This is a genomic window from Streptomyces sp. PL-29, assembly GCF_058344425.1.
Genome location: NZ_CP136996.1, coordinates 3372113 through 3397101, shown reverse-complemented (window position 1 = coordinate 3397101; position 24989 = coordinate 3372113). Strand labels below are relative to the sequence as shown.

Below are 24989 nucleotides of genomic sequence, written 5' to 3'. Positions count from 1 at the left end.
GTCGGCTGGCACGCTGTGAAACCGGGAACCACGGATTCATGACCGTGGCGTGTGCAATCCGACCGAGATGCTCGAAGCGAGGCACCGCATGGACGCTCCGCCCACCAGATCGGCCAGACGCGAAGCGGCCCGGATACCGTCCGAGGACGGTGCGGCCGAGCCCTCACCGGATGCCGTACTCATCCGCCGGACCCTTGCGGAGATCGCCCCGGTCGCCGACAAAGTGACCTCGTACTTCTACGCCCTGGTCTTCACCGGGCACCCGGAAGTGCGGGGCATGTTCCCGGCGGCCATGGACACGCAGCGCGACCGGTTGCTGAAGGCGCTGCTGACCGCCGCCGAGCACATCGACCATCCTGAGGTGCTCGCTCCCTACCTCTGCCGACTCGGCACCGGGCACCGCAAGTACGGCACCATGCCCGGTCACTACCCCGCGGTCGGCGAAGCCCTCGTCGGGGCGCTCGCCCGGTTCGCGACGTTGAGCTGGGGGCCCGAGACCGAGGCCGCCTGGGTGCGGGCGTACACGGCCATCTCCCAGATCATGATCGATGCCGCGGCGGAGGACGAGGCCAAGGCCCCCGCGTGGTGGCACGCGGAGGTGGTCTCGCACGAACTGCGCACCCCGGACATCGCCGTGCTGACCGTCCGCCCCGACCAGCCCTACGCCTTCCTGGCCGGCCAGTACGCGAGCCTGGAGACCCCTTGGTGGCCGCGTGTGTGGCGCCACTACTCCTTCGCCTCGGCCCCCCGGGCCGACGGGCTGCTCTCCTTCCACGTCAAGGCCGTCCCCGCGGGCTGGGTCTCCAACGCGCTGGTGCGCCACGCACGCCCCGGGGACGTCCTGCGCCTGGGACCGCCGGCCGGGTCGATGGTGGTGGACCACACCACGGACAACGGGATGCTCTGCCTGGGCGGGGGCACCGGCATCGCGCCGATCAAGGCACTGATCGAGGATGTGGCCGTACACGGCGAGCGGCGGCCGGTGGAGGTGTTCTTCGGGGCGCGCAGCGACAGCGGCCTGTACGACAAGGACACGCTGTTGGGGCTGCAGCGCTCGCACCCGTGGCTGTCGGTCCGGCCGGTGGTCGGAGACGGGCTGGCCGGACAGCTGCCGCAGGCCGTGGGCGAGAACGGGCCGTGGAGCTCGTACGACGCGTTCGTCTCGGGCCCGCCCGCGATGATCCGCAGCGGGGTCGACGAGCTCCTGCGCATCGGCATTCCCGGCGAGCGGATCCGGCACGACGCCGTCGAGGAACTGGCGGGCATCGCCGGGTGACCGCCGGCCACGGCCGCTCGGGGAGGGGCGCCAGCCGGCCGGCCCCGGACGGGCCTCAGCCCAGGTCGGGTGCGTGCATGGCGCGTACGCCTTCGATGTTGCCGTCCAGGTAGTGCCGCAGGGACAGGGGGACCAGATGGACCGCGGCGATGCCCACCCGGCTGAAGGGCACACGGACGATCTCGTACTCGCCCGCGGGTTCGTCGACTTCGGGTCCGTGCCGGAGCCTCGGGTCCATCGATTCGAGACGGCAGACGAAGAAGTGCTGCACCTTCACGCCGGTCACCCCGCCGCCGGTGATGTGCTCGACGGTGTCGACGAAGCAGGGCACGACATCGGTGATCTTCGCGCCGAGTTCTTCGTGGACCTCCCGGTGGAGGGCGTCGACGACGGAGGCGTCCGATGATTCCACTCCCCCGCCGGGGGTGACCCAGTACGGGTCGACGCCGGGCTTGGTGCGCTTGATGAGGATCAGGTCGTCACCGTCGAGCAGGATCGCGCGAGCGGTGCGTTTGACCACGGGACGTTCGGTCATGGGAGAAGAGTGGCCCACCGCTCCGCTTCTGAAACGCGCCGCGGGCGGAAACCGGGGGCTCACCAGTGTGCGGCGGCGTCCAGCAGCCGAGCGCGGGCCCGTGCCAGGTGGGCCAGGGCCGGGCTTCCCGTTCGCAGGACGAGGAACCACGTGCGCAGCGGGGGTACGGCAGGCTCCGCCACGGCCGTGATCCGGCCGCTGTCGAGGGCCTCCTGGCACAGGTAGCGGGGCAGCACGGCGAGCCCCGCGCCCGCGAGGATGCATTCCAGTACGGCGCGCAGGTCGGGTGCGACCACGGTCGCGGAGAGCGACCTGGCGTCCGGCAGGGTGTCGAAGACGGCGCTCCAGTACCGGGTGACGAGCGGCAGGGTCTCGTGCACCTCGACGAGAGGGATGCCTTCCAGGGCCGCGGGACCGTCGTCTCGTAGCCGGTCCGTGTCGACGAGGGCGGCCCAGTAGGGCGCGCCGACCAGGACGTGCTCCTCGTCGCAGAGGGCGGTGGAGGTGAAGGGCCCGCCGCGAGGGTGGGCGGTGGTGACGACGAGGTCGTGGTGGCCGGCGGCGAGTCCGTCGAGGACGGTTTCGGCATCGCTCTGCAGGGTGGCGCGCAGAGTGTGGCCCTGGCCGACGAGGGGCGCGAGGGCGGGTAGCACCCGCAGGGACAGGAACTCGGGCGGACCGGCGACGTGGAGGGACCGGATCGCGCCCGCGTCCTCCCGCTCGGCCTCGGTGATTCGGAGCAGGGCGTCGAGGTGCGGGGCGGCCTTGTGGGCGAGTTCGTCCCCGACGGCCGTGGGGGTGACCCCGCGGGCCCGACGGTGGAAGAGCGGCCGGCCCAACTGGCGCTCCAGGGTGCGGATCTGCGAGGTCACAGCGGGCTGGGACAGCCCGAGGAGAGCGGCGGCGCGTGTGAACGAGCCCGCCCGGTGCACGGTGACGAAGGTGCGCAGCAGGGCCAGATCCATCGCGACACCTCTCGGAGGGGCCTACAACTATAAATATGCAGATAGGCCCCTGTCGCTACCGTGATTGGACTCTGACGCACAGTCAACTAGCCTTGTCGCGTGGTTCTTCGCTAGCGGAACCCGGGGCGGTCCGAGCCACTAGGGGGGAGGCTCGGACCGCCTTTCACGTCCTGGGCAGAGACTGTGATCAGCGGTCGTGACCGGCCGGATCGAGGGCGTGGTCGAGTGCACGCAGCACATCCGCGACCAGGTCCTCGGTGTCCTCGGCCCCCGCGGAGAAGCGGATGAAGCCCTCGGGCACCGCATCGCCGCCCCACCGTCCGCGCCGCTCGGCGGTGGACCGCACGCCGCCGAAACTCGTGGCGTCCTCGACCAGGCGTAGCGCGGACATGAACCGCTCCGCGTGTGCCCGGTCGGGCAGGGTGAAGGAGACCACCGAGCCGAATCCCCGCATCTGGCGGGCGGCCGTCGTGTGGGAGGGGTCCGTGGTCAGCCCCGGGTAGCGCACCCCGCTCACGTCCCGGCGGTCGACCAGCGCCTCCGCGAGGGCCAGTGCGTTGGCCCACTGGCGCTGCGCGCGCAGCTGGATCGTGGCCAGTGAGCGATGGGCGAGCCAGGCCTCCATGGGGCCGGGGATCGCACCGACGATCTTGCGCCATCCCCGGACACGGGCCGCGAGTTCCCGGTCGCGGCACACGACGTACCCAAGCAGCAGGTCGCCGTGGCCGGTGAGGCCCTTGGTGCCGCTCGCCACGGAGAAGTCCGCCCCGAGCTCCAGGGGCCGCTGCCCGAGCGGAGTGGCGAGGGTGTTGTCCACGGCGACCAGGGTTCCGCCGGCGTGCGCGGCCCGTGCGAGGCGCCGTACGTCGCACACGTCGAGCCCTGGGTTGGACGGCGTCTCGATCCACAGCATCCGGGCCCCGTCGAGGGCGCTGAGCTGGGCGTCTGCTCCGGTGGGTGCGGTGCGCACGTGGATCCCGTACGCCTCCAGCTGCTCACGCAGCAGGGGCAGTGCCTGGTAGCCGTCGTCGGGCAGGACGACCACGTCGCCCGTTCGCGTCTGCGAGAGGAGGACGGCGGAGACCGCTGCCATGCCGGAGGCGAAGACGACGGTGTGCACCTCCTGGCCGGGGGCTTCCAGCTCCCCGATCGCCCGTTCCAGCAGGGTCCAGGTCGGATTGGTGTCGCGGCCGTAGGCATACGGGCCTTCGACGTCGCCCGGGAGGTGGAAGTGGGCGGCGAAGACCGGCCCCGGCAGGGGTGGTTCGTTCTTGACGGCCTCGGGCAGGCCGGCGCGCACGGCACGGGTGCCGTCGCCGATCGGCCCGCCCGGGCCTCGGTGGGCGTATTCGTTCACGTGGTGTGCTCCTTCATGACCCGGCGTACGGCGTCCAGCAGACCGGGGCTCGCAGCCTCGACCAGTGCCAGGCACTCCTCGAACCCGTCGAGCGGCCCGTAGTAGGGGTCCGGTACGTCGTGCACCCCGGCCGGGGCGGCCGGATCGTAGGAGCGCAGCAGCTGGACCTTGGCGGCGTCCTGAGGCGTGGGTGCGAGCGCCCTCAGGTCCCGCAGGTGCCCGGAGTCGAGCGCGACGACGAGGTCCAGCCGGGAGAACCAGGAGGGATGGAACTGGCGGGCCCGGTGGTCGTGGGCGTAGCCGGCGGCCTCCAGGACGGAGACGGCGCGCGGGTCGGCGCCGTCGCCCTCGTGCCAGCCGCCGGTCCCGCCGCTGTCCACTTCGACGAGGGCATCGAGTCCGGCCCGTTCCACATGGGCGCGGAAGACGGACTCGGCCATGGGGGAGCGGCATATGTTGCCCGTGCAGACGAAGCAGACGCAGTACATGCGCAGCCCGCTCAGTCGTTGTCGGGAAGGACCAGGTTCGCGGCCCAGGAGACGATGGAGATGATCAGGCCGCCGATGAGCGCCGACCAGAAGTTGTCCACGTGGAAGCTGAGGTCGAACTGATCGGCCAGCCACGAGGTCAGCAGCAGCATCAGCGCGTTCACGACCAAGGTGAACAGGCCGAGCGTGAGGATGAACAGCGGCAGTGACAGCAGCTTCACCACGGGCTTGACGATGAGGTTGACCAGGCCGAAGAGCAGGGCGACCAGGATCAGGGTCAGCGTCCGGCGGCCCAGCGTGCTGCCGTCGTCCAGGGTGATGCCGGCGACCAGCCAGATGGCCACGGCCAGGGCTGCCGCGTTGGCGAGCGTCTTGACTACGAAATTCGTCATGTGTCTGATCGTGGCAGAGAAGATCCCGGTGGGACATCCGCAGAGCAGCGGATGCGAGGGAACGATCGAGTACAAGGGGCACAACGACGATGAAAGCCTTCCGGCTTGACGAGCTCGAAGCGGAACGGTCCGCCAACGACGGCGCCTATCTGCAGTTCCTGCGCGAGCGGAACATGTCGGTCGGGCTGTACGCGCTCGACGCCGGCCAGACCGATCCGCAGCAGCCGCACGGTCAGGACGAGGTGTACTTCGTGGTGAGCGGGAGGGCCTCGATCACGGTCGGCGAAGAGACCACCACCGTGGCGCGCGGCAGCGTCGTCTACGTCCCGGCGGGCGTACCGCACAAGTTCCACCACATCACCGAGGACCTGAAGGTGATGGTGGTGTTCTCGCCGCCGGAGGGCTGAGCCCACTCCCGGGTGAGGGTCGGGCCCCTGATCCCCCTAAGGGGAGGATCAGGGGACTCCGGGGGCTCGCGGGCCCCGATCGGATCCCGCGGGCTCCTAGCATCGACAGCAGCACGTCGCAGACGGGACGACCAGCAACCAGGAAGAGGTCGAGGACATGAGTGGGATCCGGGAGATATTTGCAGGCACGCCCTGGTGGGTGAAGTGGGTGGCCGTTCCGCTGCTGGCGGTGTTTGTCTTCGGTGGTGTCATCACCAGCGTCCTGGGCGCGCTGATCTCGTTCGCCTTCAAGCTGCTGCTCTTCGTCGGCCTCGTCGGCGGTCTGATCTTCGTGGTGAAGAAGCTCGGCGGAGGCCGTTCGAAGTCCTCCTCCGGCGAGTGGTAGGTGACGGGCCGGGGCGGTTCCCTCGTTAACCCGCCTGAGGGAACCGGACACCCCAAACCACCCAGAGCCCTGGAAAGGGTGGATAGAGTCGCGAACTGTGCCGTTCCCTGGGCACTTGGAGCCCGTGGCACCGCCTGACCTGTGGTGACGCCGACTACCTGCCGAGCGCTGCCCCAGGACCCGGCATCAGCGGGGGCGGCCCCCGCGGGGCGGTCCACCTCTGAAGGCCCGCCGCCACGCCTGGGGGTGAGCTTGTCTCCGGTCCACAATGCGGGTGTGCCGACACTGATCGGTTCGGTACAGAGGGCGCTGAGGCTGCTCGAAGCGGCGGGATCCCACCGCGAGGGAGCCCCGGCGAAGCAACTGGCGCGTGAGGCCGGGCTTCCGCTTCCCACCGCCTACCACCTGCTGCGCACTCTGACGCACGAGGGCTATCTGCGCAGGGAGAGCGGAGTCTTCGTACTGGGCGCGGCGGCAGGGCGACTGGCCGGCGGCGGACTCCAGCAGAAACGTCGCACCATGATCCTCGACTCGCTCGCTCACTTCCGCGACGCGGTGGGGGCGCCCGTCTACTTCGCGGTCTACCGCGAGGGTGAAATCGAGGTGGTGGGGGTCTCGGACACCCCGGGCCGTCCGGCGTGCGAGGAGTGGGCCGACTTCCGCGCCACCGGATTCGCGCACGCCATCGGGCAGTGCCTGCTCGGCCAGCTCGACGAGAGTGCGCGCAGGGACTATTACGACCGCCATCCGGTAGAGGCCATCACTCCTTATACCGTGCGCGATCTGCATGCCTTGGAGAACCGGATCGGGGCCCTCGGGCGAATGCAGCCTGTAATCGAGCGTCAAGAATATGCCCTGGGCACAGTCTGTGCCGCGATCCCCATCACGGCCGGCGATACGGCCGCGACGATGGCCATTTCCTTGCCCCTGCACCAGGAAGATCGATTGCTGTATGTAGTCGATCGACTACGGAGTGAAGTAGGCGCGCTGTTGAGCACCCTCTCGTTCTCTATCAGTATCTGAAAACTCACTCCTTGTGATCTGCTCGCGCTTCCACCACTCTTGTCAAGAGGGTCCTGGGGGGTCATTCCTGGCCACTTCCACTACAGCGGGGTAGGCAATGCGCGAGTCGGTACAGGCAGAGGTCATGATGAGTTTCCTCGTTTCCGAGGAGCTCTCGTTCCGGATCCCGGTGGAACTCCGGTACGACGCCCGTGATCCCTACGCAGTCCGCCTGACCTTCCACCTTCCCGGAGACGCGCCCGTGACCTGGGCGTTCGGCCGGGAGCTGCTCCTCGACGGCATCAACAAGCCGTGTGGTGACGGCGATGTGCATATCGCCCCCACCTGCCCCGAGGAGCTGTCCGACGTCCACATCCGGCTTCAGGTCGGCGGCGACCGTGCCCTGTTCCGGGCCAGCGCGGCACCGCTCGTCGCGTTCCTCGACCGCACCGACCGGCTCGTGCCGCTCGGACAGGAACGGAACACGGGCGACTTCGAGGAACACCTGGACGAGGCACTCGGCAGAATCCTGGCCGAGTCGCGGCAGAACGAGCAGAACGAGCAGAACGCGGGCTGAACCGCAGTCCGGGTCCGCTCGCTCCCGCGCGCCGATGAGTGGTCCTTGCCCGCTCACCCTTCGGGCCGAAGCGCGGTCCCGGCCCGCTCATCCCTCGGGCCGAACCACCGTTCAGCGCTTGCGCCGCCGGCCCCGGCCGCCGCGTGCCGGCCCCGAGCCCGGTGCGGCGTCCGGGGATTCCGGCCGGTCGGCTGACACGACCAGCGCCGCGAGTGCCGTCGTCACGGGCACCGAGGCCACGAGACCGATCGAGCCGACGAGGGTCCGTACGATCTCCACCGCGACCAGTTCGCTGTTCGCCACCGCTCCCATGCTGCTGTTGGCGATCGAGAACAGCAGGAGCAAGGGGAGCGCGGCGCCCGCGTAGGCCAGTACCAGGGTGTTGACCACCGACGCGATGTGGTCGCGGCCGATCCGGATGGCGGCCCGATACAGGGCCCGGGGGCCCATCGACGGGTCGGCCTGGTGCAGTTCCCAGACCGCCGAGGTCTGGGTGACCGTCACGTCGTCGAGGACGCCCAGCGATCCGATGATGATCCCGGCGAGCAGCAGACCGCTCATGTCGATGTCCGGGTACAGACCGTGGATCAGACCGGTGTTGTCGTCGGTGTTCCCGCTGAGGAACGCCCAGTCGATGAACACCGAACCCAGCAGGCCGATCAGCAGCAACGACACGAGCGTCCCCAGGACCGCCACGGAGGTGCGTGCGGTCAGGCCGTGGCACATGTAGAGCGCGATCAGCATGATGGCGCTCGCCCCGACCACCGCGACCACCAGCGGGTTCGATCCCTGGAGGATGGCGGGGAGGATGAAGAGCGTCAGCACGCCGAAGCTGACGACGAGTGCGATCAGCGCGAAGAGCCCGCGCATCCGGCCGACGAGGACGACCGAGAGCGCGAAGATGCCGGCCAGTGCCGCCAGCGGAAGCTTGCGGTTCACGTCGATCACCGAGTACTGGAGGTCGCGCGGCGCGTCGGGGGCGTACGCGACCACCACCTCCTGGCCGTCCGCGAGCTGCCGTGGTGCGCCCGGCTGGACGATCTCCACGAAGGTGCGTCCCCGGTCCGGGCCGCTCCCGACCTCGACGGTGGCCTTCTTGCACTCTCCGGTCTGCGCGGCCCGGGCCTCGCGCCCCGTCGGGGTCGACACCTCGCCGGTCGGCGGCACCTGCCCGGCGTTCACGGACGCGCAGTCGACGCGTTCCAGTGAGACGACCTTGGCCTGCTGGGTCTGCCGGTCGAAGCCCACCCCGGTCCGCTCGTGGTCCGGGGCGCCGCCCGGCCAGAGGACCGCCAGACCGGCGAACACGGCGACGGCAAAGGGGATCAGCACCGCCGCGATGACCTTGCGCAGGTGCTTCGAGACGGGGGCGGCCGGTCCGTGACCGTGGCTGTGGGAATGGCCGGAGGAGTGCCCGTGTCCGGCGTGCGCGTGGCCGGAGTGGCTGCCGGTCTCGGTGGGCTCGGTGGGGGGCTGCGGCGAGGACGTCACCAGCAGATCATCGCAAGAGATGAGGGGGGCCCACTGTTCAGCACGCCATGGATGACGCTAGCGTGGGGGCTACTTTGCACAACGCGGGAGCTCGGAGCACCGGGCTGAGAGGGCGCTGATCACCGTACGCGGGCACGGATGCGTAGGGGAAGAGGCTGCGTCGACCGCCGAACCTGTTACCGGGTAATGCCGGCGTAGGGAGATCAGGTCTCATGACCATTCAGGACGCACGCACGCCTGCCGTCAGCCAGGACGCCGACGGCTCGACCGAGCGCAAGCCGGGCTGGCACAAGGGCTACGTGGCGGGCTCCCGCCCCGACATCCGGGTGCCGGTCCGCCAGGTCCACCTCACCAACGGCAAGGACGTGACGCTCTACGACACGTCCGGTCCGTACACCGACCCGCAGATCGAGACCGATGTGCGACGAGGCCTCGCGCCGCTGCGCGAGAACTGGATCATCGGCCGCGGCGACACCGAGGAGTACGCCGGACGCCCGGTCCGCCCCGAAGACGACGGCATCAAGCACACCTCGCCGCGCGGCGGCCTCAAGAACCTCGACGCGGTCTTCCCGGGCCGCCCCCGCCAGCCCCGCCGGGGCCGCGACGGGGCCGCCGTCACGCAGCTCGCGTACGCCCGCCGGGGCGAGGTCACCCCGGAGATGGAGTACGTCGCGATCCGCGAGAACGTCTCCGCCGAGGTCGTCCGTGAGGAGATCGCGGCAGGTCGCGCGGTGCTCCCCGCGAACGTGAACCACCCGGAGATCGAGCCGATGATCATCGGCAAGAAGTTCCTGGTGAAGGTCAACGCCAACATCGGCAACTCCGCCGTCACCTCCTCGATCGAGGAGGAGGTGGAGAAGATGACCTGGGCGACCCGCTGGGGCGCCGACACGGTCATGGACCTCTCGACGGGCCGCAACATCCACACCACCCGCGAGTGGGTCCTGCGCAACTCCCCCGTGCCGATCGGCACCGTGCCGCTCTACCAGGCACTCGAGAAGGTCGACGGCCGTGCCGAGGAGCTGACCTGGGAGATCTATAAGGACACGGTCATCGAGCAGGCCGAGCAGGGCGTCGACTACATGACGGTCCACGCCGGCGTGCTGCTCCCGTACGTGCCGCTGACCGCCCGCCGCAAGACCGGCATCGTCTCGCGTGGCGGCTCGATCATGGCCGCATGGTGCCTCGCGCACCACAAGGAGAACTTCCTCTACACGAACTTCGAGGAGCTCTGCGAGATCCTGGCGACGTACGACGTCACGTACTCGCTGGGTGACGGCCTGCGCCCGGGGTCCATCGCGGACGCCAACGACGCGGCGCAGTTCGCGGAGCTCAAGACGCTGGGCGAGCTCAACACCATCGCCAAGCGCCACAACGTGCAGACGATGATCGAGGGTCCGGGCCATGTCCCGATGCACAAGATCAAGGAGAACATCGACCTCCAGCAGGAGATCTGCGAGGAGGCGCCCTTCTACACGCTCGGCCCGCTCACCACGGACGTGGCGCCCGCGTACGACCACATCACCTCGGGCATCGGCGCCGCGATGATCGCCTGGTGGGGTACGGCGATGCTCTGCTACGTCACGCCCAAGGAGCACCTGGGCCTGCCCAACCGGGACGACGTCAAGACCGGCGTGATCACGTACAAGATCTCGGCGCACGCCGCCGACCTCGCCAAGGGACACCCGGGTGCCCAGGAGTGGGACGACGCCCTGTCCGACGCGCGGTTCGAGTTCCGCTGGGAGGACCAGTTCAACCTGGCCCTGGACCCGGACACGGCGCGTGAGTTCCACGACGAGACCCTTCCCGCCGAACCGGCCAAGACCGCGCACTTCTGCTCCATGTGCGGTCCGAAGTTCTGCTCGATGAAGATCTCGCAGGACATCCGCCGCGAGCACGGCGGGGACCTGAAGGCGGAGGAGATCCAGGCCGGCATGGCGGAGAAGTCCGCCGAGTTCGCGGCCTCGGGCAACCGCGTCTACCTCCCGCTGGCCGACTGAGACCGGCCGTCAGGTACCGGATGCGGCGCGGACCCGCGACCCATGGGGGGAGTCGCGGGTCCGCGCCGTCAGGCCGCCGCCCGGTACTCCGGACCCAGCTTGGCCAGGGCGAACGCGCGGTTCTCGAGCACCCGTTCCCGCTGGCTCTCCGGGAGCCCGTCCTCCCGCAGGAGGCGTTCGCAGCACTCCAGCGACTCCTCGTACGCGCCGACCCAGTAGGCGGCGACCGCGAGCTCGTCGAGTGCACGCCACTCGTACCAGTCGAACTCGACGAACAGGATGTCCTCGGGGCGCGGGATCCGCGCCGCCTGACGGGCGAACAGGTACGCCAGCTCGAAGCGGCCGTCCAGACGGCACAGGCGGGCCAGGTCGCCGAGCGCCTCGGCCCGGCCGGGCCGGCTCTCGTGGGCGCGGAGGTAGCGGTCCGTCACCTCGGCCGGCGGGCGCCGGAGACCTGCCGCGAGCCGTGCCGCGTAGAGCCGTGCGCAGAACGCCTCCTCGGCGAAGCCGCCCATGGCCGCCCGTCGGTCGTATGCGGCGAGGGACTTCTCCGGCTCGCCCGCGTCGCGCCAGCTCTGGGCGAGGTAGAAGGCGTAGCGGGCGTTTTCCGGTTCCTCCAGGAGGCCCTTCTCCAGGATTCCGGCGTCGCGGAGGTACTTCTCCCGGTCGCCCCCCTCGCCCTGCCGGGCTCCGCCGCCGATGACGCGGATGTGGAAGCCCTCCAGGACTCCGCGGGTGAACGGGTCCGCGCAGTCGAGGTACTCGTGCAGGACACCGACGTATGTCCAGGGCAGCCGGGTGGTGACCAGAGCGGGGCGCCAGTGGATGACGGGCTGGTGGTGCACCGCGATGCCGTACGAATCGGAAGTGAGCTCAGGCATCTGGAATCCGGGATCCACCTCGATCACGTCGTCCGCGTCCACGAAGAGCAGGTAGTCCGCGTGGGAGCGGGCCAGGTCGATCGCCTCGCTGCGGCTGCCGTCGAATCCCTTCCAGGGCCGTTCGTACAGGGTGCCCGGGAGGTCGGCGAGGAATTCACGGATGATCTCCTGGGTTCCGTCCGTCGAACCGGTGTCGACGATCACCCAGGTGTCGATCAATGGGCGCACGGATTCGAGACAGCGCCTGATCACCGCGGCCTCGTTCTTCACGATCATGTTCAGACAGACTTTTGCTTTCAAGGATCCCGTCCACGGTGGTGGTGAAGACGACCGTGAGGCGACCGTAGGGACCGGGGCAGGGGGGGTGCAAGGAAGCCACGGTGCGCGCCGCCATTGGGGCTCTGTCGCTGGTCCGATGAGATGACTGCAGAGCGAGGCGATCGGCGCGCCCGGTCCGATTTACCCACTATGGGCGAGGCGGCCCATCCGGGCCGATCGCACATCGTTCGACTCGGTTTCCAGAAGGAGCGGCTTATATGAGCCCCGTGAACAGGACCAGGTCACCCCTCGGCCCGGTGGCCCGGCGAAGTGCCGTGGTGAAGGGAGGCACGCTGGCGTCGCTCGCCCTGGTGGTGGTGGGCATCGCCAGCCCTGCGTTCGCCACCGCACAGAGTGTGCAGTCGGCCGCTACGGTCCGGCCGGCGACTCCGACCGGCGGGGGAGACTGCACGACGCAGAAGAGCCGGAACCACGATCCGAGGACGGTGGACACCCAGGCCGGCCCGCGCGGCGGCGGCGACAAGTGCGACGGGCAGCGGGGCCCGACCGGTCCCACGGGACCCACGGGTCCGCGCGGCCCACAGGGGCCGAAGGGCGATCCGGGAGAGGACGGAGCCGACGGCGCGCCGGGTGCCACGGGTGCCACGGGTGCGACCGGCGCCACCGGCGCCACCGGCGCCACGGGCGCCACGGGCGCGACCGGTGCCGGCGCCTGCGTGGACGTCGATGCCGTCCGGGACAACAACGACCGCGAGTTCAAGGCGGCCCTCACTCCCGACGGCATCACGTACGCGGGTGTCCGCGAGGTCCAGGGCGTCACGGTGGGCCCCTGGATCTGGTACGACCTCACCACCAACGAGGAGGGCAACTACCCGGATAACGCCTGCGGGGTCTCCATCTCCCACCAGGCCAACCGGCTGGAGATCGAGGTGATCACCGAGACGGGCACGATCTGGGACACGTTCTGCGACGTGGTCCCGGGCACCCCCGACACGCTCACGTGCGACGGGGAGTGGACCGCGGCGGACCCGCAGCCCATGCCGGGCGACGGGCCGACGCCGGTGCGCGCCATCGCCGAGCCGGTGCGCCCGATGGACCCCAACCACCTGCCGAAGACGCTGAAGTAGGCCGCCGGGCCGGCCGGAGTGCCTACTCCGGCCGGTGCTCGGGGCCCCCGAAGTCCGGGCTGGTGAAGTCCGGCGGTGTGTAGCCGGGCGGGGACTCCCGCGACGAGGGTCCCGGACTGGAGAAGTCGGGCCGGGTGTACCCCAGGCTGGGGATGCGCCCGGCCCCCGGCGTGCGGGGGGTCGGGAAGCCCGGGACCGCACTCGGATCGGCCAGCGCGTCCCGCAGGAACGGAATGATGCCGCGCTCCAGCAGGGCGTGCCGCCATGCCTCACGGGCCCGCGCCACCTCGTCGGGTATCGCCTCGGTCTCGTCCGCCGGCACCTCGGTGGCACTGTTGCGGACGGCTGTGACCAGCAGCCCGATCACGGCGCAGAGCAGGGCCACCGCGGTGAGCGCCCCGAAGAGCCAGCCGGCCGTCAGCATGGTCCGGGCGAAGGCCGGTTCGGGCTCGATCATCTTCAGGATGTAGCCGACGAGCAGGAAGATCAGCATCGCGGTGCCGGCCAGGACCGGTGCGAGGACCGCGACCACGGCGCTGACGCCCGCGCCGCCGCTGCTCCGGTCGTCGTTCTCGTCCCCCGCCGTGCCGGGCGCGGAGAGCGCCTCGTCGCGGCGTTCCTCGCGGACCTTCACGTAGTGGACGTACTCGGCGGCTGCCGCGGCCGCCAGCAGGGCGCTGGCGCCCTGGGCCATGGTGCGCAGCTGTTCAGCGTTCAGCCGCTCGCCGAGTGCGGCGAGCTCGGGCCGTTCGCCGGCGGCGCGCAGTGCCTCGTCGATGAGCCGGTCGAACTCCGGTCGGTCTTCGGTCAGCAGGTGCGGAGCGCTGGTCATGTGCATCCCCCGATGCTCCGTAGAAGCCGGTTTCCCCGCGTAGACCCGGGTGCCGGCCGAAACGGAGGAGAGCCTGCTACGGATAGTGCGATGGTAGAGCGCCCACACCACGCCGTGACAGGGGCTTTCCGGAAATACCCCTCTGCGTAAGCTCTCAGTCGCTCAGCGGAAACCGTACGACGAGCAGCTTGCCCGCCATCGTCACCCCGCCGTCCATCGCGATGGCGAGCCCGTCCGCGTACACGTGCGGGCCGTCCACGGCCTCGGGTCCCCGGGTGTCGTCGCCGTCCTCGGTGCCCACTTCGCCGAGCAGGTAGGGGATGGGGCTGTGGCCGTGCACCACCCGGCTGCCGCCGTAGGTGTCGAGCAGTTCGCGGACGGCCTGGGGGCCGGTCTCCTCGTCGCGGAAGGCGAAGCGCTTGGTGAACTTCCGGAAGAGGTCCCAGGTGATGTCCACGTCGCCCCGGTTGAGGAGCTCGTGGATGGTGTCGTTGACGTCCTCGATGGAGTCGCCGTAGTCCAGGTAGGCCGTGGTGTCGGAGTGCAGCAGCAGGTGGTCCTCCTCCAGCACGGCCGCGTCCAGCCGCGACATCCACTGGATGTGCACGTCCTGCAGGCGCTCCATGTCGCTGCGCTGGCCGCCGTTGAGCAGCCAGGCGGCCTGGAAGGTGGCGGTGCCGGCGCCGGACACGACGGGGGTGTCGCCGAACCGCTTGGCGCCGATGAGCAGCAGCTCGTGATTGCCCATCAGGGCCTTGCAGTAGCCGCCGGCGGCGGCCGCCTCGGCGGACAGCCGCATCACGAGGTCGATGACGCCGATGCCGTCCGGGCCGCGGTCGGTGAAGTCGCCGAGGAACCAGAGCCGTGCGTTGCCCGCGGACCAGCTGCCCTCCGCGTCGATCAGCCCCTGGGCGTGCAGCTCGGCGACGAGTTCGTCGAGGTAGCCGTGTACGTCGCCCACGACGTACAGCGGGCCGGGGCCGGCGGTGTCCTGCGGGACGTACTGGACCTGGACGGTGTCGCCGGGGCCGCCGAGCGTGCCGCGGCCGATGACGGGGAGGTCCCGGTAGGTCGGGGTGTAGCCCTCGAGGTCGTCCTCGTCGGGGCCCCGGCCCGTCGCGTGCACCGGTTCGGCATCCGCGTGCGCGTGGCCCTGCGGGTCCCCGTGCGGGGGCTCCTCGCGGCGCGGGTCGTGGTGCGGCTCGTGGTGCCGGACCGGGGGCGCCGGGGGTGTGGGCGGCTGCGGCGGGTGGCCGGGCTGCGGGGGCACGGAGGATCGTGCGCCGTCCTCGTAGTACGCGGGGTACTCGCCGTACACGGGAGCCTCGTTCGGCAGACCGGTGGATACGGCGTACGGGGCGGCGGGTTCGGTGACTGGCACCCGGAAGTCCCGCAGCGTCTCCGTCCGCATCGCGGGTCCCTGACCGGCCCCCTGAGTCATCGACCCCTCCACCACCGTCGCGCTGCCGTACACCTGCGGACCCTCCTGACCTCCTGGGAGGAGGGTCCGTGATGTCGTGCGCCCATCATAGGAATGCGGCTCGCGCTGTGTGACGCACCAGGGGTGGTGAATCCTTTGCGGAGCGTATCGTTCCTACCGTTTTTGCCCGATATTGCCGTTGCTGAAATCCTGGACCGACCGCCGATCAGGCCGACCGGACGGTCTGCCGGTCAGTCCTGGGCCGGAGATCGGGGCGGGCTGACGGTCCTTCGGGGCTGCCTGCGCTGCGACGAGGTACGGATGATCAGCTCGGTCGGGACCACCTGTTCGACCGGACGTCCGGTGTCCACGCCCTCGATCGCGTCGATGAGCAGCTGGACGACGGCGGTGCCGATGCGGCGCGGCTTGAGGGACAGGGTGGTGATGGGCGGTTCGGTGTTGGCGTACACAGTGGACTCGCTGCAGCAGACGAGCAGCAGGTCCTCGGGGACGCGCAGGCCGTAGCGGCGGGCGGCGGCGAGCAGGTCGGTGCCGTTGGGGTCGAAGAGCCCGTAGACCGCGTCGGGGCGGTCCGGGCGGGCGAGCAGCCGGTCGGCGGCGACGGCGCCCGCGCACGGGTCGTGGGCGGGGTAGGACTCGTAGACCGGGTCCTGGCCGACGCGCTCGCACCAATTGAGGTACGCGGTGGTGGACAGGCGGGTGTAGGTGTCGGTGGTGGTGCCGGTCAGCAGGCCGATCCGGCGGGCGCCGGCGGCGGCGAGGTGGTCGAGGAGGCCGAGCACGGCGGCCTCGTGGTCGTTGTCGACCCAGGCGGTGACGGGCAGGGATCCGGCGGGCCGGCCGTCGGAGACCACGGGGAGGCCCTGGCGGACCAGCTCGGAGACGACGGGATCGTGGTCGGAGGGGTCGATGACGACGGTGCCGTCGAGGGCGACGTTGGACCAGACATCGTGGCGCGAGGTGGCGGGCAGGATGACGAGGGCGTAGCCGCGGGCGAGCGCCGCCGAGGTGGCGGCCCTGGCCATCTCGGCGAAGTAGGCGAACTCGGTGAAGGTGAAAGGTTCATCCCCGTAGGTCGTCACGGTCAGGCCGATGAGGCCGGACTTGCCGGTACGGAGGGTGCGGGCTGCGGCCGACGGGCGGTAGCCCAGCCGGTCGGCGACCTCGCGAACGTGGCGACGGGTGGCGTCGGGCAGCCGTCCCTTGCCATTGAGCGCGTCGGAGACGGTCGTGATGGAGACGCCGGCCGCGGCGGCCACGTCCCTGATGCCGGCCCGGCCCTGTCGGCCGGCGGCCCGCCGGGTGGTCTCGGTCCGGCTCACCTGGTGCTTCCCTGCTGCTGTCATGGCGAGCCGATAGTAGGGCTCGGCGGGGGGCGCGGGCCGGGTGCATATGCACGCGTTGACAGGCACGTTTCTGCATGGTTAGACACCCTCAATGACCTTGGAAATAAAGGCATTTCATGGCGTGGGTTGATGGTGGAGCCTGTCGGCGGGTCCGAGCATGCCAAACCGATGCGGTTGCGGCCCGATCGCAACTCACCTGCACGAGGGATGCGCGCCACGGCGCAGGCCACCGGCGCACGCATATATGCGTGCGCTCCCCCTCATTCCAGGCGCCCCCATTCTCGGAAGGGCGGAATCCTCATAAGGTGAGCAGTATTGAGTCGACGGCGACGTCGTACGGGACGGTCGAGGAGGACCTGCGGTGAGCGAGAACAGCCCGAAGCTGCGCGCCGAGCTGGACGGCATTCCGACATACAAGCCCGGCAAGCCGGCTGCCGCGGGCGGGCCCGTCGCGTACAAGCTGTCCTCCAACGAGAACCCGTACCCGCCGCTGCCGGGGGTGCTGGAGAGCGCCGTCACGGCGGCCGGGGCCTTCAACCGGTACCCGGACATGGCATGCACCGGCCTGCTGAACGAGATCGCCGAGCGGTTCGGCGTGCCGGTCGAGCACGTGGCCACGGGCACCGGCTCGGTGGGCGTGGCCCAGTCGCTGATCCAGTCCACGGCGGGCCCGGGTGACGAGGTCATGTACGCCTGGCGCTCCTTCGAGGCGTACCCGATCATCACGCAGATCTCGGGCGCGACCTCGGTGCAGGTGCCCCTCACCGAGGGCGACGTGCACGACCTGGACGCCATGGCCGCGGCGATCACCGAGCGGACCCGGCTGATCTTCGTTTGCAATCCGAACAACCCCACGGGCACCGCAGTGCGCCGGGCCGAGCTGGAGCGGTTCCTGGACCGGGTGCCCTCGGACGTCCTGGTGGTCCTGGACGAGGCGTACCGCGAGTTCGTGCGCGACGCCGACGTCCCGGACGGCATCGAGCTGTACCGCGACCGCCCCAATGTCGCGGTCCTGCGTACGTTCTCCAAGGCATACGGCCTCGCCGGCCTGCGGGTCGGCTTCGCGGTCGCGCACGAGCGGGTGGCGGCGGCGCTGCGCAAGACGGCGGTGCCCTTCGGGGTCAGCCAGCTCGCCCAGGACGCGGCGGTGGCCTCGCTGCGCGCCGAGGACGAGTTGATGGGCCGGGTCGGGGCACTGGTGGGCGAGCGGGCGCGGGTCCACGAGACGCTGCTGGCGCAGGGCTGGACCGTGCCGGACACGCAGGCGAACTTCGTGTGGCTGCGCCTCGGTGAGCGGACCGCGGACTTCGCGGCCGCCTGCGAGAAGGCCGGTGTGGTGGTCCGGCCCTTCGCGGGCGAGGGCCTGCGGGTCACGATCGGCGAGCCCGAGGCGAACGACCTCTTCCTGCACACGGCGGGGGAGTTCTTCAAGGAGCTCTAGGCCCGGGGAGCACTGGGCTCTTCTCAGGCGAGTTCCACGCGGATGGGATCGCCATCGCGAACGGTGGACAGCAGGCGGGGGTCGCCGTCGAACGAGCCGAGCACGTTGCACGGACTCGCCAGGCGACTCTCGCCTCCGCGTGAGATGGGCGTCGGACCGTAAGGCAGCGCCAGGGCGTCGCCCTCGGTCCAGAACGCGACGGTGCCGGGCTCGACGACCTGCTGGGCGTCGTCTTCCAGAGCCACGGAGACGCCCGTGTCGAAGTAGACCTCCTCGCCCCACGTATGCGCGGAGGCGGAGATCGGGAGAGCCTCGGCGAGCGCCTTGCCGGTCGGGGTCTCGTCGAGGGTTGCGGTGAGCTGGCCGGCAGGCCAGGAGATTCGAATCTGCATGAGCCGAATTCAACAATCTGTTGAATGGATTGGCTAGAGGGGTACCCCAGGTGAAGCTGGCCGAAAGGTGTGCGTCATAATGCTTGTGAATGTGAACGCGTTCACAAGCGTGTCTGCTTCCTCCCGGAATGGGCGTGCTTGGGAGGCGGACTTCCCCTGTGACCACGGCGATGCGAAGGAGACGAGGACGTGGACCTGGCTCTGGCGCCAGAAACCCTGGCGCGATGGCAGTTCGGCATCACCACCGTCTATCACTTCCTCTTCGTGCCCTTGACGATCTCGCTCGCCGCGCTCACGGCCGGCCTGCAGACCGCTTGGGTGCGCACCGAGAAGGAGAAGTACCTCAGAGCCACCAAGTTCTGGGGAAAGCTCTTCTTGATCAATATCGCGATGGGTGTCGTCACCGGCATCGTCCAGGAGTTCCAGTTCGGTATGAACTGGTCCGACTACTCGCGGTTCGTGGGTGACATCTTCGGTGCCCCCCTCGCCTTCGAGGCGTTGATCGCCTTCTTCTTCGAGTCCACCTTCATCGGACTGTGGATCTTCGGCTGGGACAAGCTGCCCAAGAAGATCCACCTGGCCTGCATCTGGATGGTGTCCATCGGCACCGTCCTGTCCGCCTACTTCATCCTGGCGGCGAACTCCTGGATGCAGCACCCGGTCGGCTTTCGGATCAACGAGGAACGAGGTCGGGCGGAGCTCACCGATTTCTGGCTGGTGCTCACCCAGAACACCGCGCTCACCCAGTTCTTCCACACCATCACGGCCGCCTTCCTCGTCGGCGGCGCGTTCATGGCCGGCATCTCCGCCTACCACCTGGCGCGCAAGAAGCACATCCCCGTGATGCGCAGCTCGCTGCGTCTGGGACTCGTCGTCCTGATCATCGCCGGCCTGGGCACCGCGATCAGCGGTGACCTGCTCGGCAAGGTCATGTTCAAGCAGCAGCCCATGAAGATGGCCGCCGCCGAGGCCCTCTGGGACGGTGAGGCGCCCGCGCCCTTCTCCGTCTTCGCCTACGGCGACGTCGAAAAGGGCCACAACAAGGTGGCCATCGAGATCCCGGGCCTGCTGTCCTTCCTGGCCAACGACGACTTCACCTCGTTCGTCCCGGGCATCAACGACGTCAACAAGGCCGAGCAGGAGAAGTTCGGACCCGGCGACTACCGGCCCAACATCCCGGTCGCCTACTGGGGCTTCCGCTGGATGATCGGCTTCGGTATGGCCTCGCTCGGCGTGGGTGTGCTGGGACTCTGGCTGACCCGCAAGAAGTTCCTGCTGCCGCCCGGTCTGCGCACCGGGGAGGACGAGGTTCCGAACCTGGTGCTCTTCAAGAAGGCGCTGAGCCCCAGAATCGGCAACCTCTACTGGATCGTCGCCCTGTGGACCACGGGCTTCCCGCTCATCGCCAGCTCCTGGGGCTGGATCTTCACCGAGATGGGCCGCCAGCCGTGGGTGGTCTACGGAGTCCTGCGCACCCGCGACGCGGTCTCGCCGCACGTCTCCCAGGCCGAGGTGCTCACCTCGATGATCGGCTTCACCCTGCTCTATGCGGTGCTGGCCGTGATCGAGGTCAGGCTCCTGGTCAAGTACGTCAAGCTCGGCCCGCCCGAGCTCACTGAGGCCGACCTCAACCCGCCCGCCAAGATCGGCGGGGACGACAAGAACCCCGACCGGCCGATGGCCTTCTCGTACTGAGGCTGAGGAGAACGCACCATGGAGCTCCACGACGTCTGGTTCGTGCTGATCGCCGTTCTGTGGATCGGCTACTTCTTCCTGGAGGGCTTCGACTTCGGTATCGGCGTACTGACCAAGCTGCTCGCCCGCGACCGTACGGAGAAGCGGGTCCTGATCAACACGATCGGCCCGGTGTGGGACGGCAACGAAGTGTGGCTGCTCACGGCGGGCGGCGCGACCTTCGCCGCCTTTCCCGACTGGTACGCCACCCTCTTCTCCGGCTTCTACCTGCCTCTGCTGCTCATCCTGGTCTGTCTGATCATCCGCGGTGTGGCCTTCGAGTACCGGCACAAGCGCCCCGAAGAGCGCTGGCAGACCAATTGGGAACACGCGATCTTCTGGACGTCGCTGATTCCCGCCTTCCTGTGGGGTGTGGCCTTCGCCAACATCGTGCGGGGAGTGAAGATCGACGAGAACAAGGAGTACGTCGGCAGCTTCCTCGACCTGCTCAACGTCTACTCGCTCCTCGGCGGTCTGGTGACCCTCACGCTGTTCACCTTCCACGGCGCGGTCTTCGCCTCGCTCAAGACCGTCGGCGACATCCGGGACCGGGCGCGCAGGACGGCGACCGTGCTGGGTCTCGTCACCGCCGTGCTGGCTCTGGCCTTCCTCCTCTGGACGCAGGTCTCGCTCGGCGACGTGAAGAGCCTGATCGCGATGGCCGTGGCGGTGCTTGCCCTGCTCGGCGCGCTCGGCTCCAACCTGGCGGGCCGCGAGGGCTGGTCGTTCGCCTTGTCCGGGATCACCATCGCGGCCGCCGTCGCGATGCTCTTCCTGACGCTCTTCCCGAACGTGATGCCCTCCTCGCTCGATCCGGCCTGGAGCCTTACGGTCGCCAACGCATCGTCCAGCCCGTACACGCTGAAGATCATGACCTGGTGTGCCGCCGTGGCCACCCCGCTCGTGCTGCTCTACCAGGGCTGGACGTACTGGGTGTTCCGCAAGCGGATCGGGACGCAGCACATCGCCGACGCGCACTGAGCGCAGGCCGGTGGACGCGTCCGCGTCCTCGCGCCACCTGACCCGCCGGCCCGACCGGCCCTCCCCCGGAGGATGTTTCACGTGAAACCGATCGACCCGCGCCTGCTCCGGTACGCCCGTTCCACCCGCCTCTTCCTGGGGGCGGTGGTGGCCCTGGGGCTGGCCGGGGCGGGGCTGGTCGTCGGTCAGGCGATGCTCATCGCCGAGATCGTGGTCGGAGCCTTCGAACGGGGCCTCGACGGCGCGGCACTCAGGGTGCCGCTCCTGCTCCTCGCGGCGGTGGCGCTGGGTCGCGCTCTGATCGCATGGCTCACGGAGCTGGCCGCGCACCGTGCCAGTGCGGCGGTCAAGTCGGAGCTGAGGCGCCGGCTGCTGGACCGGGCCGCGGAGCTCGGGCCCGGGCGCCCGGGCGGGCAGCGCACCGGATCGCTGGTGTCGCTGGCCACCCGGGGCGTGGACGCGCTCGACGACTACTTCTCCCGCTATCTGCCCCAGTTGGGGCTCGCGGTCGTGGTGCCGGTCGCGGTGCTCGCCCGCATCATCACCGCGGACTGGGTGTCGGCGGCCATCATCGTGGTCACGCTCCCCCTCATCCCGGTGTTCATGGTCCTCATCGGCATGGCCACCCAGACCCGGATGGACCGCCAGTGGCGGCTCCTGTCGCGGCTGTCGGGTCACTTCCTCGACGTGGTGGCCGGCCTTCCGACCCTGAAGGTCTTCGGCCGCGCCAAGGCTCAGGCCGAGTCGATCCGCAAGATCACCGACGACTACCGGCGGGCGACGATGCGGACGTTGCGCATTGCCTTCCTGTCGTCCTTCGCACTGGAACTGCTGGCGACCTTGTCGGTCGCGCTGGTGGCCGTGACGATCGGCATGCGACTGGTCCACGGCGAACTCGACCTCTATACCGGCCTGGTCATTCTGATCCTGGCGCCCGAGGCCTACCTGCCGCTGCGACAGGTAGGAGCCCAGTACCACGCGGCCGCAGAGGGGCTGGCGGCCGCCGAGGAGATCTTCGAGGTCCTGGAGACCCCCGCCACCGGCCGGGTCGGTACGGCGGAGCTGCCGGACGGCGCTCCCCTGCGGATCGAGATCGACGGGCTCGCCGTTCGCTACGAGGGTCGTGACGAGGACTCGCCGCGGCCCGTTTCGCTGGCCGTCGGACCGGGCGAGTGCGTGGCCCTCACCGGCCCGAGCGGGGCCGGCAAGTCCACGCTGCTCCAGGTGCTGCTGGGGTTCGTGCAGCCGACCGCCGGACGGGTGCGGATCGCGGGGGTGGACCTGGCTGAGCTGTCGCCTGAGCACTGGCGGCAGCGGATCGCCTGGGTGCCCCAACGTCCGCACCTCTTCGCCGGGACCGTCGCCGAGAACGTACGGCTGGCCCGCTCCGGGGCCCGTGACAGCGAGGTGACCGCCGCCCTGAAGGACGCCGGGGCCTGGGAGTTCGTCTCCGCCCTGCCGCGCGGTGCCGAGACCCTGCTGGGTGAGGGCGGCGCGGGTCTGTCCGCCGGGCAGCGGCAGCGGCTGGCGCTGGCTCGGGCTTTCCTGGCGGACCGGCCGGTGCTGCTGCTGGATGAGCCGACGGCGGCGCTGGACGGCGAGACCGAGGCCGGCATCGTGGACGCGGTCCGGCGGCTCTCCGAGGGGCGGACGGTACTGCTGGTCGTGCACCGGCCGGCCCTGCTCGCCGTAGCGGACCGGGTGGTCCGCATGACGTCCGGTTCCCTCCCCGACGGATCGGGCCCGCTCCCCCGCACCGCACGGCCCGCGGTGGCCGGCGAGGAGCCGGCTGCCGGTGGGCTTGGCCCCGACGCCGGGGAGTGGATCCTCGGGGCCGCTCCCGAGCGAGTGAGGCCCGGCGGGACCTCGTCCGATGCGGGGGAAGCCGATCCGCTGCGCCGGGTGCGGGCGGTGGCTCGGGCATGGCAGGGCCGGTTCAGACTGGGGCTGCTGCTCGGGGCGCTGGCCGTCGGCTGCAGCGTCGGCCTGATGGCCGTGTCGGGCTGGCTGATCTCAAGGGCCTCCGAACAGCCCCCCGTCCTCTACCTGATGGTGGCCGTCACCGCGACCCGCGCCTTCGGAATGGGCCGTGCTGTCTTCCGGTACGCCGAACGGCTCGTCTCGCACGACGCCGTCCTGCGGATGCTCGCCGACCTCAGGGTGTCGGTGTACCGCCGGCTGGAGCGCATCGCGCCCGCCGGGCTGCGCGAACACCGGCGCGGGGACCTGCTGGCCCGGCTGGTCGCTGACGCCGACGCGCTGCAGGACTACTGGTTGCGCTGGCTGCTGCCGGTCGGCACTGCCGTACTCGTCGGAACCGGCTCCGTCGCGTTCACCACCTGGCTGCTGCCCGAGGCGGGAGCCGTGCTCGCCGTCGGCCTCCTCGCTGCGGGAGTCGGGGTGCCGTTGGTCAGCGGTGCGTGCGCCCGTCGTGCTGAGCGCAGGCTCGCGCCGGCACGCGGCGAGCTCGCCACCCGGGTGGCCGATCTACTGACCGGCACCGCGGAACTCACCGTGGCCGGGGCGCTGGCGGACCGAAAGGGCCGGGTGCGGGAGAGCGACGGCGTGCTGACGCGCATCGCCGCGCGGGGCGCTGCCGCGGGCGGGCTGGGCGGCGGCCTGTCCGCCCTGGTCTGCGGGCTCACGGTGGTGGCCGCCGCGGCCGTCGCCGCGACCGCGGTCCACGACGGACGGCTGTCCGGGGTGGTCATGGCCGTCGCGGTGCTGACGCCCCTCGCCGCCTTCGAGGCGGTGACCGGACTCCCCCTCGCCGTCCAGTACCGCCAGCGGGTGCGCCGGAGCGCCGAACGGGTCTACGAGGTCATCGACACTCCCGTGCCCGTCGCTGAGCCGGCGCAGCCTGCCGCGGCTCCCGCCTCGCCCTTCCCGGTCAGGCTCGCCGGGCTCTCCGCCCGCCACCCGGGGCAGGAGCGCGACGCGCTGCGGGGGTTGGACCTCACCCTGGAAGCAGGCCGCCGCATCGCGGTCGTCGGCCCCTCGGGCTCCGGCAAGACCACACTGGCCCAGGTCATGCTCCGCTTCCTGGACCCGGCCGAGGGCTCCTACAGCCTGGGCGGCGCCGACGCGCGCACCCTCGACGGCGACGATGTACGGGCGCTCGTCGGCCTCTGTGCCCAGGACGCGCACCTCTTCGACAGCTCGATCCGGGAGAACCTTCGGCTGGCCCGGACCGCGGCGAGTGAGGAGCAGCTGCGGGAGGCACTGGCCGCGGCCCGGCTGCTGGAGTGGGCGGAGGGACTGCCGGACGGGCTGGACACGCTGGTCGGCGAGCACGGTGAGCGGATCTCCGGCGGCCAGCGCCAACGTCTGGCCCTGGCCCGGGCGCTGCTTGCGGACTTTCCCGTACTGGTGCTCGACGAGCCGGCCGAGCACCTGGACCTGGCCACGGCGGACGCCTTGACCGCGGACCTGCTGGCGGCGACGGAGGGCCGCACCACCGTGCTGATCACGCACCGGCTGGCCGGCCTGGAGACGGTCGACGAGGTGCTCGTGCTGGACGGCGGCGAGGTGGTGCAGCGCGGCGGGTACGCGGAGCTGGCCGCGGTCGAGGGGCCGCTGCGCCGGATGCTGGAGAGGGAGCGGGCCATGGACGGGACTTTGGCCAACTTTCCCCTCTAATGGGGACTAACTACTCTCAAG

The 24989-nt window shown here is 70.2% G+C and carries 22 protein-coding genes; 11 read left to right on the top strand and 11 right to left on the bottom strand.

From position 1 onward, the window contains the following. The first annotated feature begins 67 nt into the window (after positions 1 to 67). Complete coding sequence (locus R4Z63_RS15550) at positions 68 to 1276, top strand: globin domain-containing protein (RefSeq protein ID WP_078556398.1); 1209 nt, start codon at positions 68 to 70, stop codon at positions 1274 to 1276. A gap of 55 nt (positions 1277 to 1331) precedes the next feature. Here R4Z63_RS15550 and R4Z63_RS15545 read toward each other — a convergent pair whose 3' ends face one another. The 5 genes from R4Z63_RS15545 to R4Z63_RS15525 form a co-directional block, all read right to left on the bottom strand. Beyond that, a complete protein-coding gene (locus tag R4Z63_RS15545; RefSeq protein ID WP_384449033.1) occupies positions 1332 to 1811 on the bottom strand; it encodes an NUDIX domain-containing protein in 480 nt (159 codons plus the stop codon). Positions 1812 to 1870: 59 nt separating this feature from the next. Next, a complete protein-coding gene (locus R4Z63_RS15540) occupies positions 1871 to 2776 on the bottom strand; it encodes a LysR family transcriptional regulator (RefSeq protein WP_384449030.1) in 906 nt (301 codons plus the stop codon). 187 nt (positions 2777 to 2963) lie between these two features. After that, positions 2964 to 4133 (bottom strand): cystathionine gamma-lyase, encoded by a 1170-nt coding sequence (locus tag R4Z63_RS15535; protein ID WP_384449027.1) that lies wholly within the window; start codon positions 4131 to 4133, stop codon positions 2964 to 2966. Next, complete coding sequence (locus R4Z63_RS15530; RefSeq protein WP_384449024.1) at positions 4130 to 4621, bottom strand: low molecular weight protein-tyrosine-phosphatase; 492 nt, start codon at positions 4619 to 4621, stop codon at positions 4130 to 4132. Before R4Z63_RS15530 ends, R4Z63_RS15535 begins: the two co-directional genes overlap by 4 nt. A gap of 11 nt (positions 4622 to 4632) precedes the next feature. After that, positions 4633 to 5013: a phage holin family protein gene (locus R4Z63_RS15525; RefSeq protein ID WP_037920330.1), complete on the bottom strand. Its 381-nt coding sequence runs from the start codon at positions 5011 to 5013 to the stop codon at positions 4633 to 4635. Positions 5014 to 5102: 89 nt separating this feature from the next. On the opposite strand from R4Z63_RS15525, the gene R4Z63_RS15520 reads away from it, so the two are divergent. From R4Z63_RS15520 to R4Z63_RS15505, 4 genes are all read left to right on the top strand, one after another. Beyond that, positions 5103 to 5420, top strand: coding sequence for a cupin domain-containing protein (locus R4Z63_RS15520; RefSeq protein ID WP_384449020.1), 318 nt, complete (start codon positions 5103 to 5105; stop codon positions 5418 to 5420). Positions 5421 to 5577: 157 nt separating this feature from the next. Next, positions 5578 to 5805 carry a DUF5326 family protein gene (locus R4Z63_RS15515; RefSeq protein ID WP_037920326.1) on the top strand — a complete coding sequence of 76 codons (228 nt, stop codon included), beginning with the start codon at positions 5578 to 5580 and terminating at the stop codon, positions 5803 to 5805. 285 nt (positions 5806 to 6090) lie between these two features. Then, entirely contained in the window at positions 6091 to 6828 is a 738-nt protein-coding gene (locus R4Z63_RS15510; protein ID WP_037921326.1) for an IclR family transcriptional regulator, read from the top strand. Positions 6829 to 6925: 97 nt separating this feature from the next. After that, on the top strand, positions 6926 to 7384 hold the full coding sequence (locus tag R4Z63_RS15505) for an SsgA family sporulation/cell division regulator (protein WP_037920324.1): 459 nt from the start codon (positions 6926 to 6928) through the stop codon (positions 7382 to 7384). Between the two features lie 111 nt (positions 7385 to 7495). Here the strand turns inward: R4Z63_RS15505 and R4Z63_RS15500 are convergent, their stop codons facing one another. Beyond that, complete coding sequence (locus R4Z63_RS15500; protein ID WP_078556258.1) at positions 7496 to 8875, bottom strand: YibE/F family protein; 1380 nt, start codon at positions 8873 to 8875, stop codon at positions 7496 to 7498. 212 nt (positions 8876 to 9087) lie between these two features. Between R4Z63_RS15500 and thiC the strand changes: the two genes are divergently transcribed. Next, the gene (gene thiC / locus R4Z63_RS15495) at positions 9088 to 10875 is read left to right on the top strand and encodes a phosphomethylpyrimidine synthase ThiC (protein ID WP_384449016.1); all 1788 of its coding nucleotides are present in this window, start codon (positions 9088 to 9090) and stop codon (positions 10873 to 10875) included. 68 nt (positions 10876 to 10943) lie between these two features. Here the strand turns inward: thiC and R4Z63_RS15490 are convergent, their stop codons facing one another. Next, positions 10944 to 12032, bottom strand: coding sequence for a glycosyltransferase (locus R4Z63_RS15490; protein ID WP_384445850.1), 1089 nt, complete (start codon positions 12030 to 12032; stop codon positions 10944 to 10946). A 260-nt stretch (positions 12033 to 12292) separates the two neighbouring features. On the opposite strand from R4Z63_RS15490, the gene R4Z63_RS15485 reads away from it, so the two are divergent. Further along, a complete protein-coding gene (locus R4Z63_RS15485) occupies positions 12293 to 13162 on the top strand; it encodes a hypothetical protein (RefSeq protein WP_384445848.1) in 870 nt (289 codons plus the stop codon). Positions 13163 to 13184: 22 nt separating this feature from the next. On the opposite strand, the gene R4Z63_RS15480 is transcribed toward R4Z63_RS15485, so the two are convergent. The 3 genes from R4Z63_RS15480 to R4Z63_RS15470 all read right to left on the bottom strand — a co-directional run bounded on the left by R4Z63_RS15480 (position 13185) and on the right by R4Z63_RS15470 (position 16781). Next, positions 13185 to 14000, bottom strand: coding sequence for a hypothetical protein (locus R4Z63_RS15480; RefSeq protein WP_384445846.1), 816 nt, complete (start codon positions 13998 to 14000; stop codon positions 13185 to 13187). 148 nt (positions 14001 to 14148) lie between these two features. Then, on the bottom strand, positions 14149 to 15435 hold the full coding sequence (locus tag R4Z63_RS15475; RefSeq protein ID WP_384445844.1) for a metallophosphoesterase: 1287 nt from the start codon (positions 15433 to 15435) through the stop codon (positions 14149 to 14151). 230 nt (positions 15436 to 15665) lie between these two features. Further along, positions 15666 to 16781, bottom strand: a complete 1116-nt coding sequence (locus R4Z63_RS15470; RefSeq protein ID WP_037920304.1) for a LacI family DNA-binding transcriptional regulator — start codon at positions 16779 to 16781, stop codon at positions 15666 to 15668. 361 nt (positions 16782 to 17142) lie between these two features. On the opposite strand from R4Z63_RS15470, the gene hisC reads away from it, so the two are divergent. Beyond that, positions 17143 to 18222 (top strand): histidinol-phosphate transaminase, encoded by a 1080-nt coding sequence (gene hisC, locus R4Z63_RS15465; protein WP_037920303.1) that lies wholly within the window; start codon positions 17143 to 17145, stop codon positions 18220 to 18222. 23 nt (positions 18223 to 18245) lie between these two features. On the opposite strand, the gene R4Z63_RS15460 is transcribed toward hisC, so the two are convergent. Continuing rightward, positions 18246 to 18614 (bottom strand): cyclophilin-like fold protein, encoded by a 369-nt coding sequence (locus R4Z63_RS15460; RefSeq protein WP_037920302.1) that lies wholly within the window; start codon positions 18612 to 18614, stop codon positions 18246 to 18248. 189 nt (positions 18615 to 18803) lie between these two features. On the opposite strand from R4Z63_RS15460, the gene R4Z63_RS15455 reads away from it, so the two are divergent. The 3 genes from R4Z63_RS15455 (at position 18804) to cydD (ending at position 24968) form a co-directional block, all read left to right on the top strand. Beyond that, a complete protein-coding gene (locus R4Z63_RS15455) occupies positions 18804 to 20309 on the top strand; it encodes a cytochrome ubiquinol oxidase subunit I (RefSeq protein ID WP_384445841.1) in 1506 nt (501 codons plus the stop codon). A gap of 18 nt (positions 20310 to 20327) precedes the next feature. Further along, positions 20328 to 21329 (top strand): cytochrome d ubiquinol oxidase subunit II, encoded by a 1002-nt coding sequence (gene cydB / locus R4Z63_RS15450; protein WP_384445840.1) that lies wholly within the window; start codon positions 20328 to 20330, stop codon positions 21327 to 21329. Positions 21330 to 21410: 81 nt separating this feature from the next. Beyond that, positions 21411 to 24968: a thiol reductant ABC exporter subunit CydD gene (gene cydD, locus R4Z63_RS15445; protein WP_384445838.1), complete on the top strand. Its 3558-nt coding sequence runs from the start codon at positions 21411 to 21413 to the stop codon at positions 24966 to 24968. Positions 24969 to 24989 lie beyond the last annotated feature (21 nt).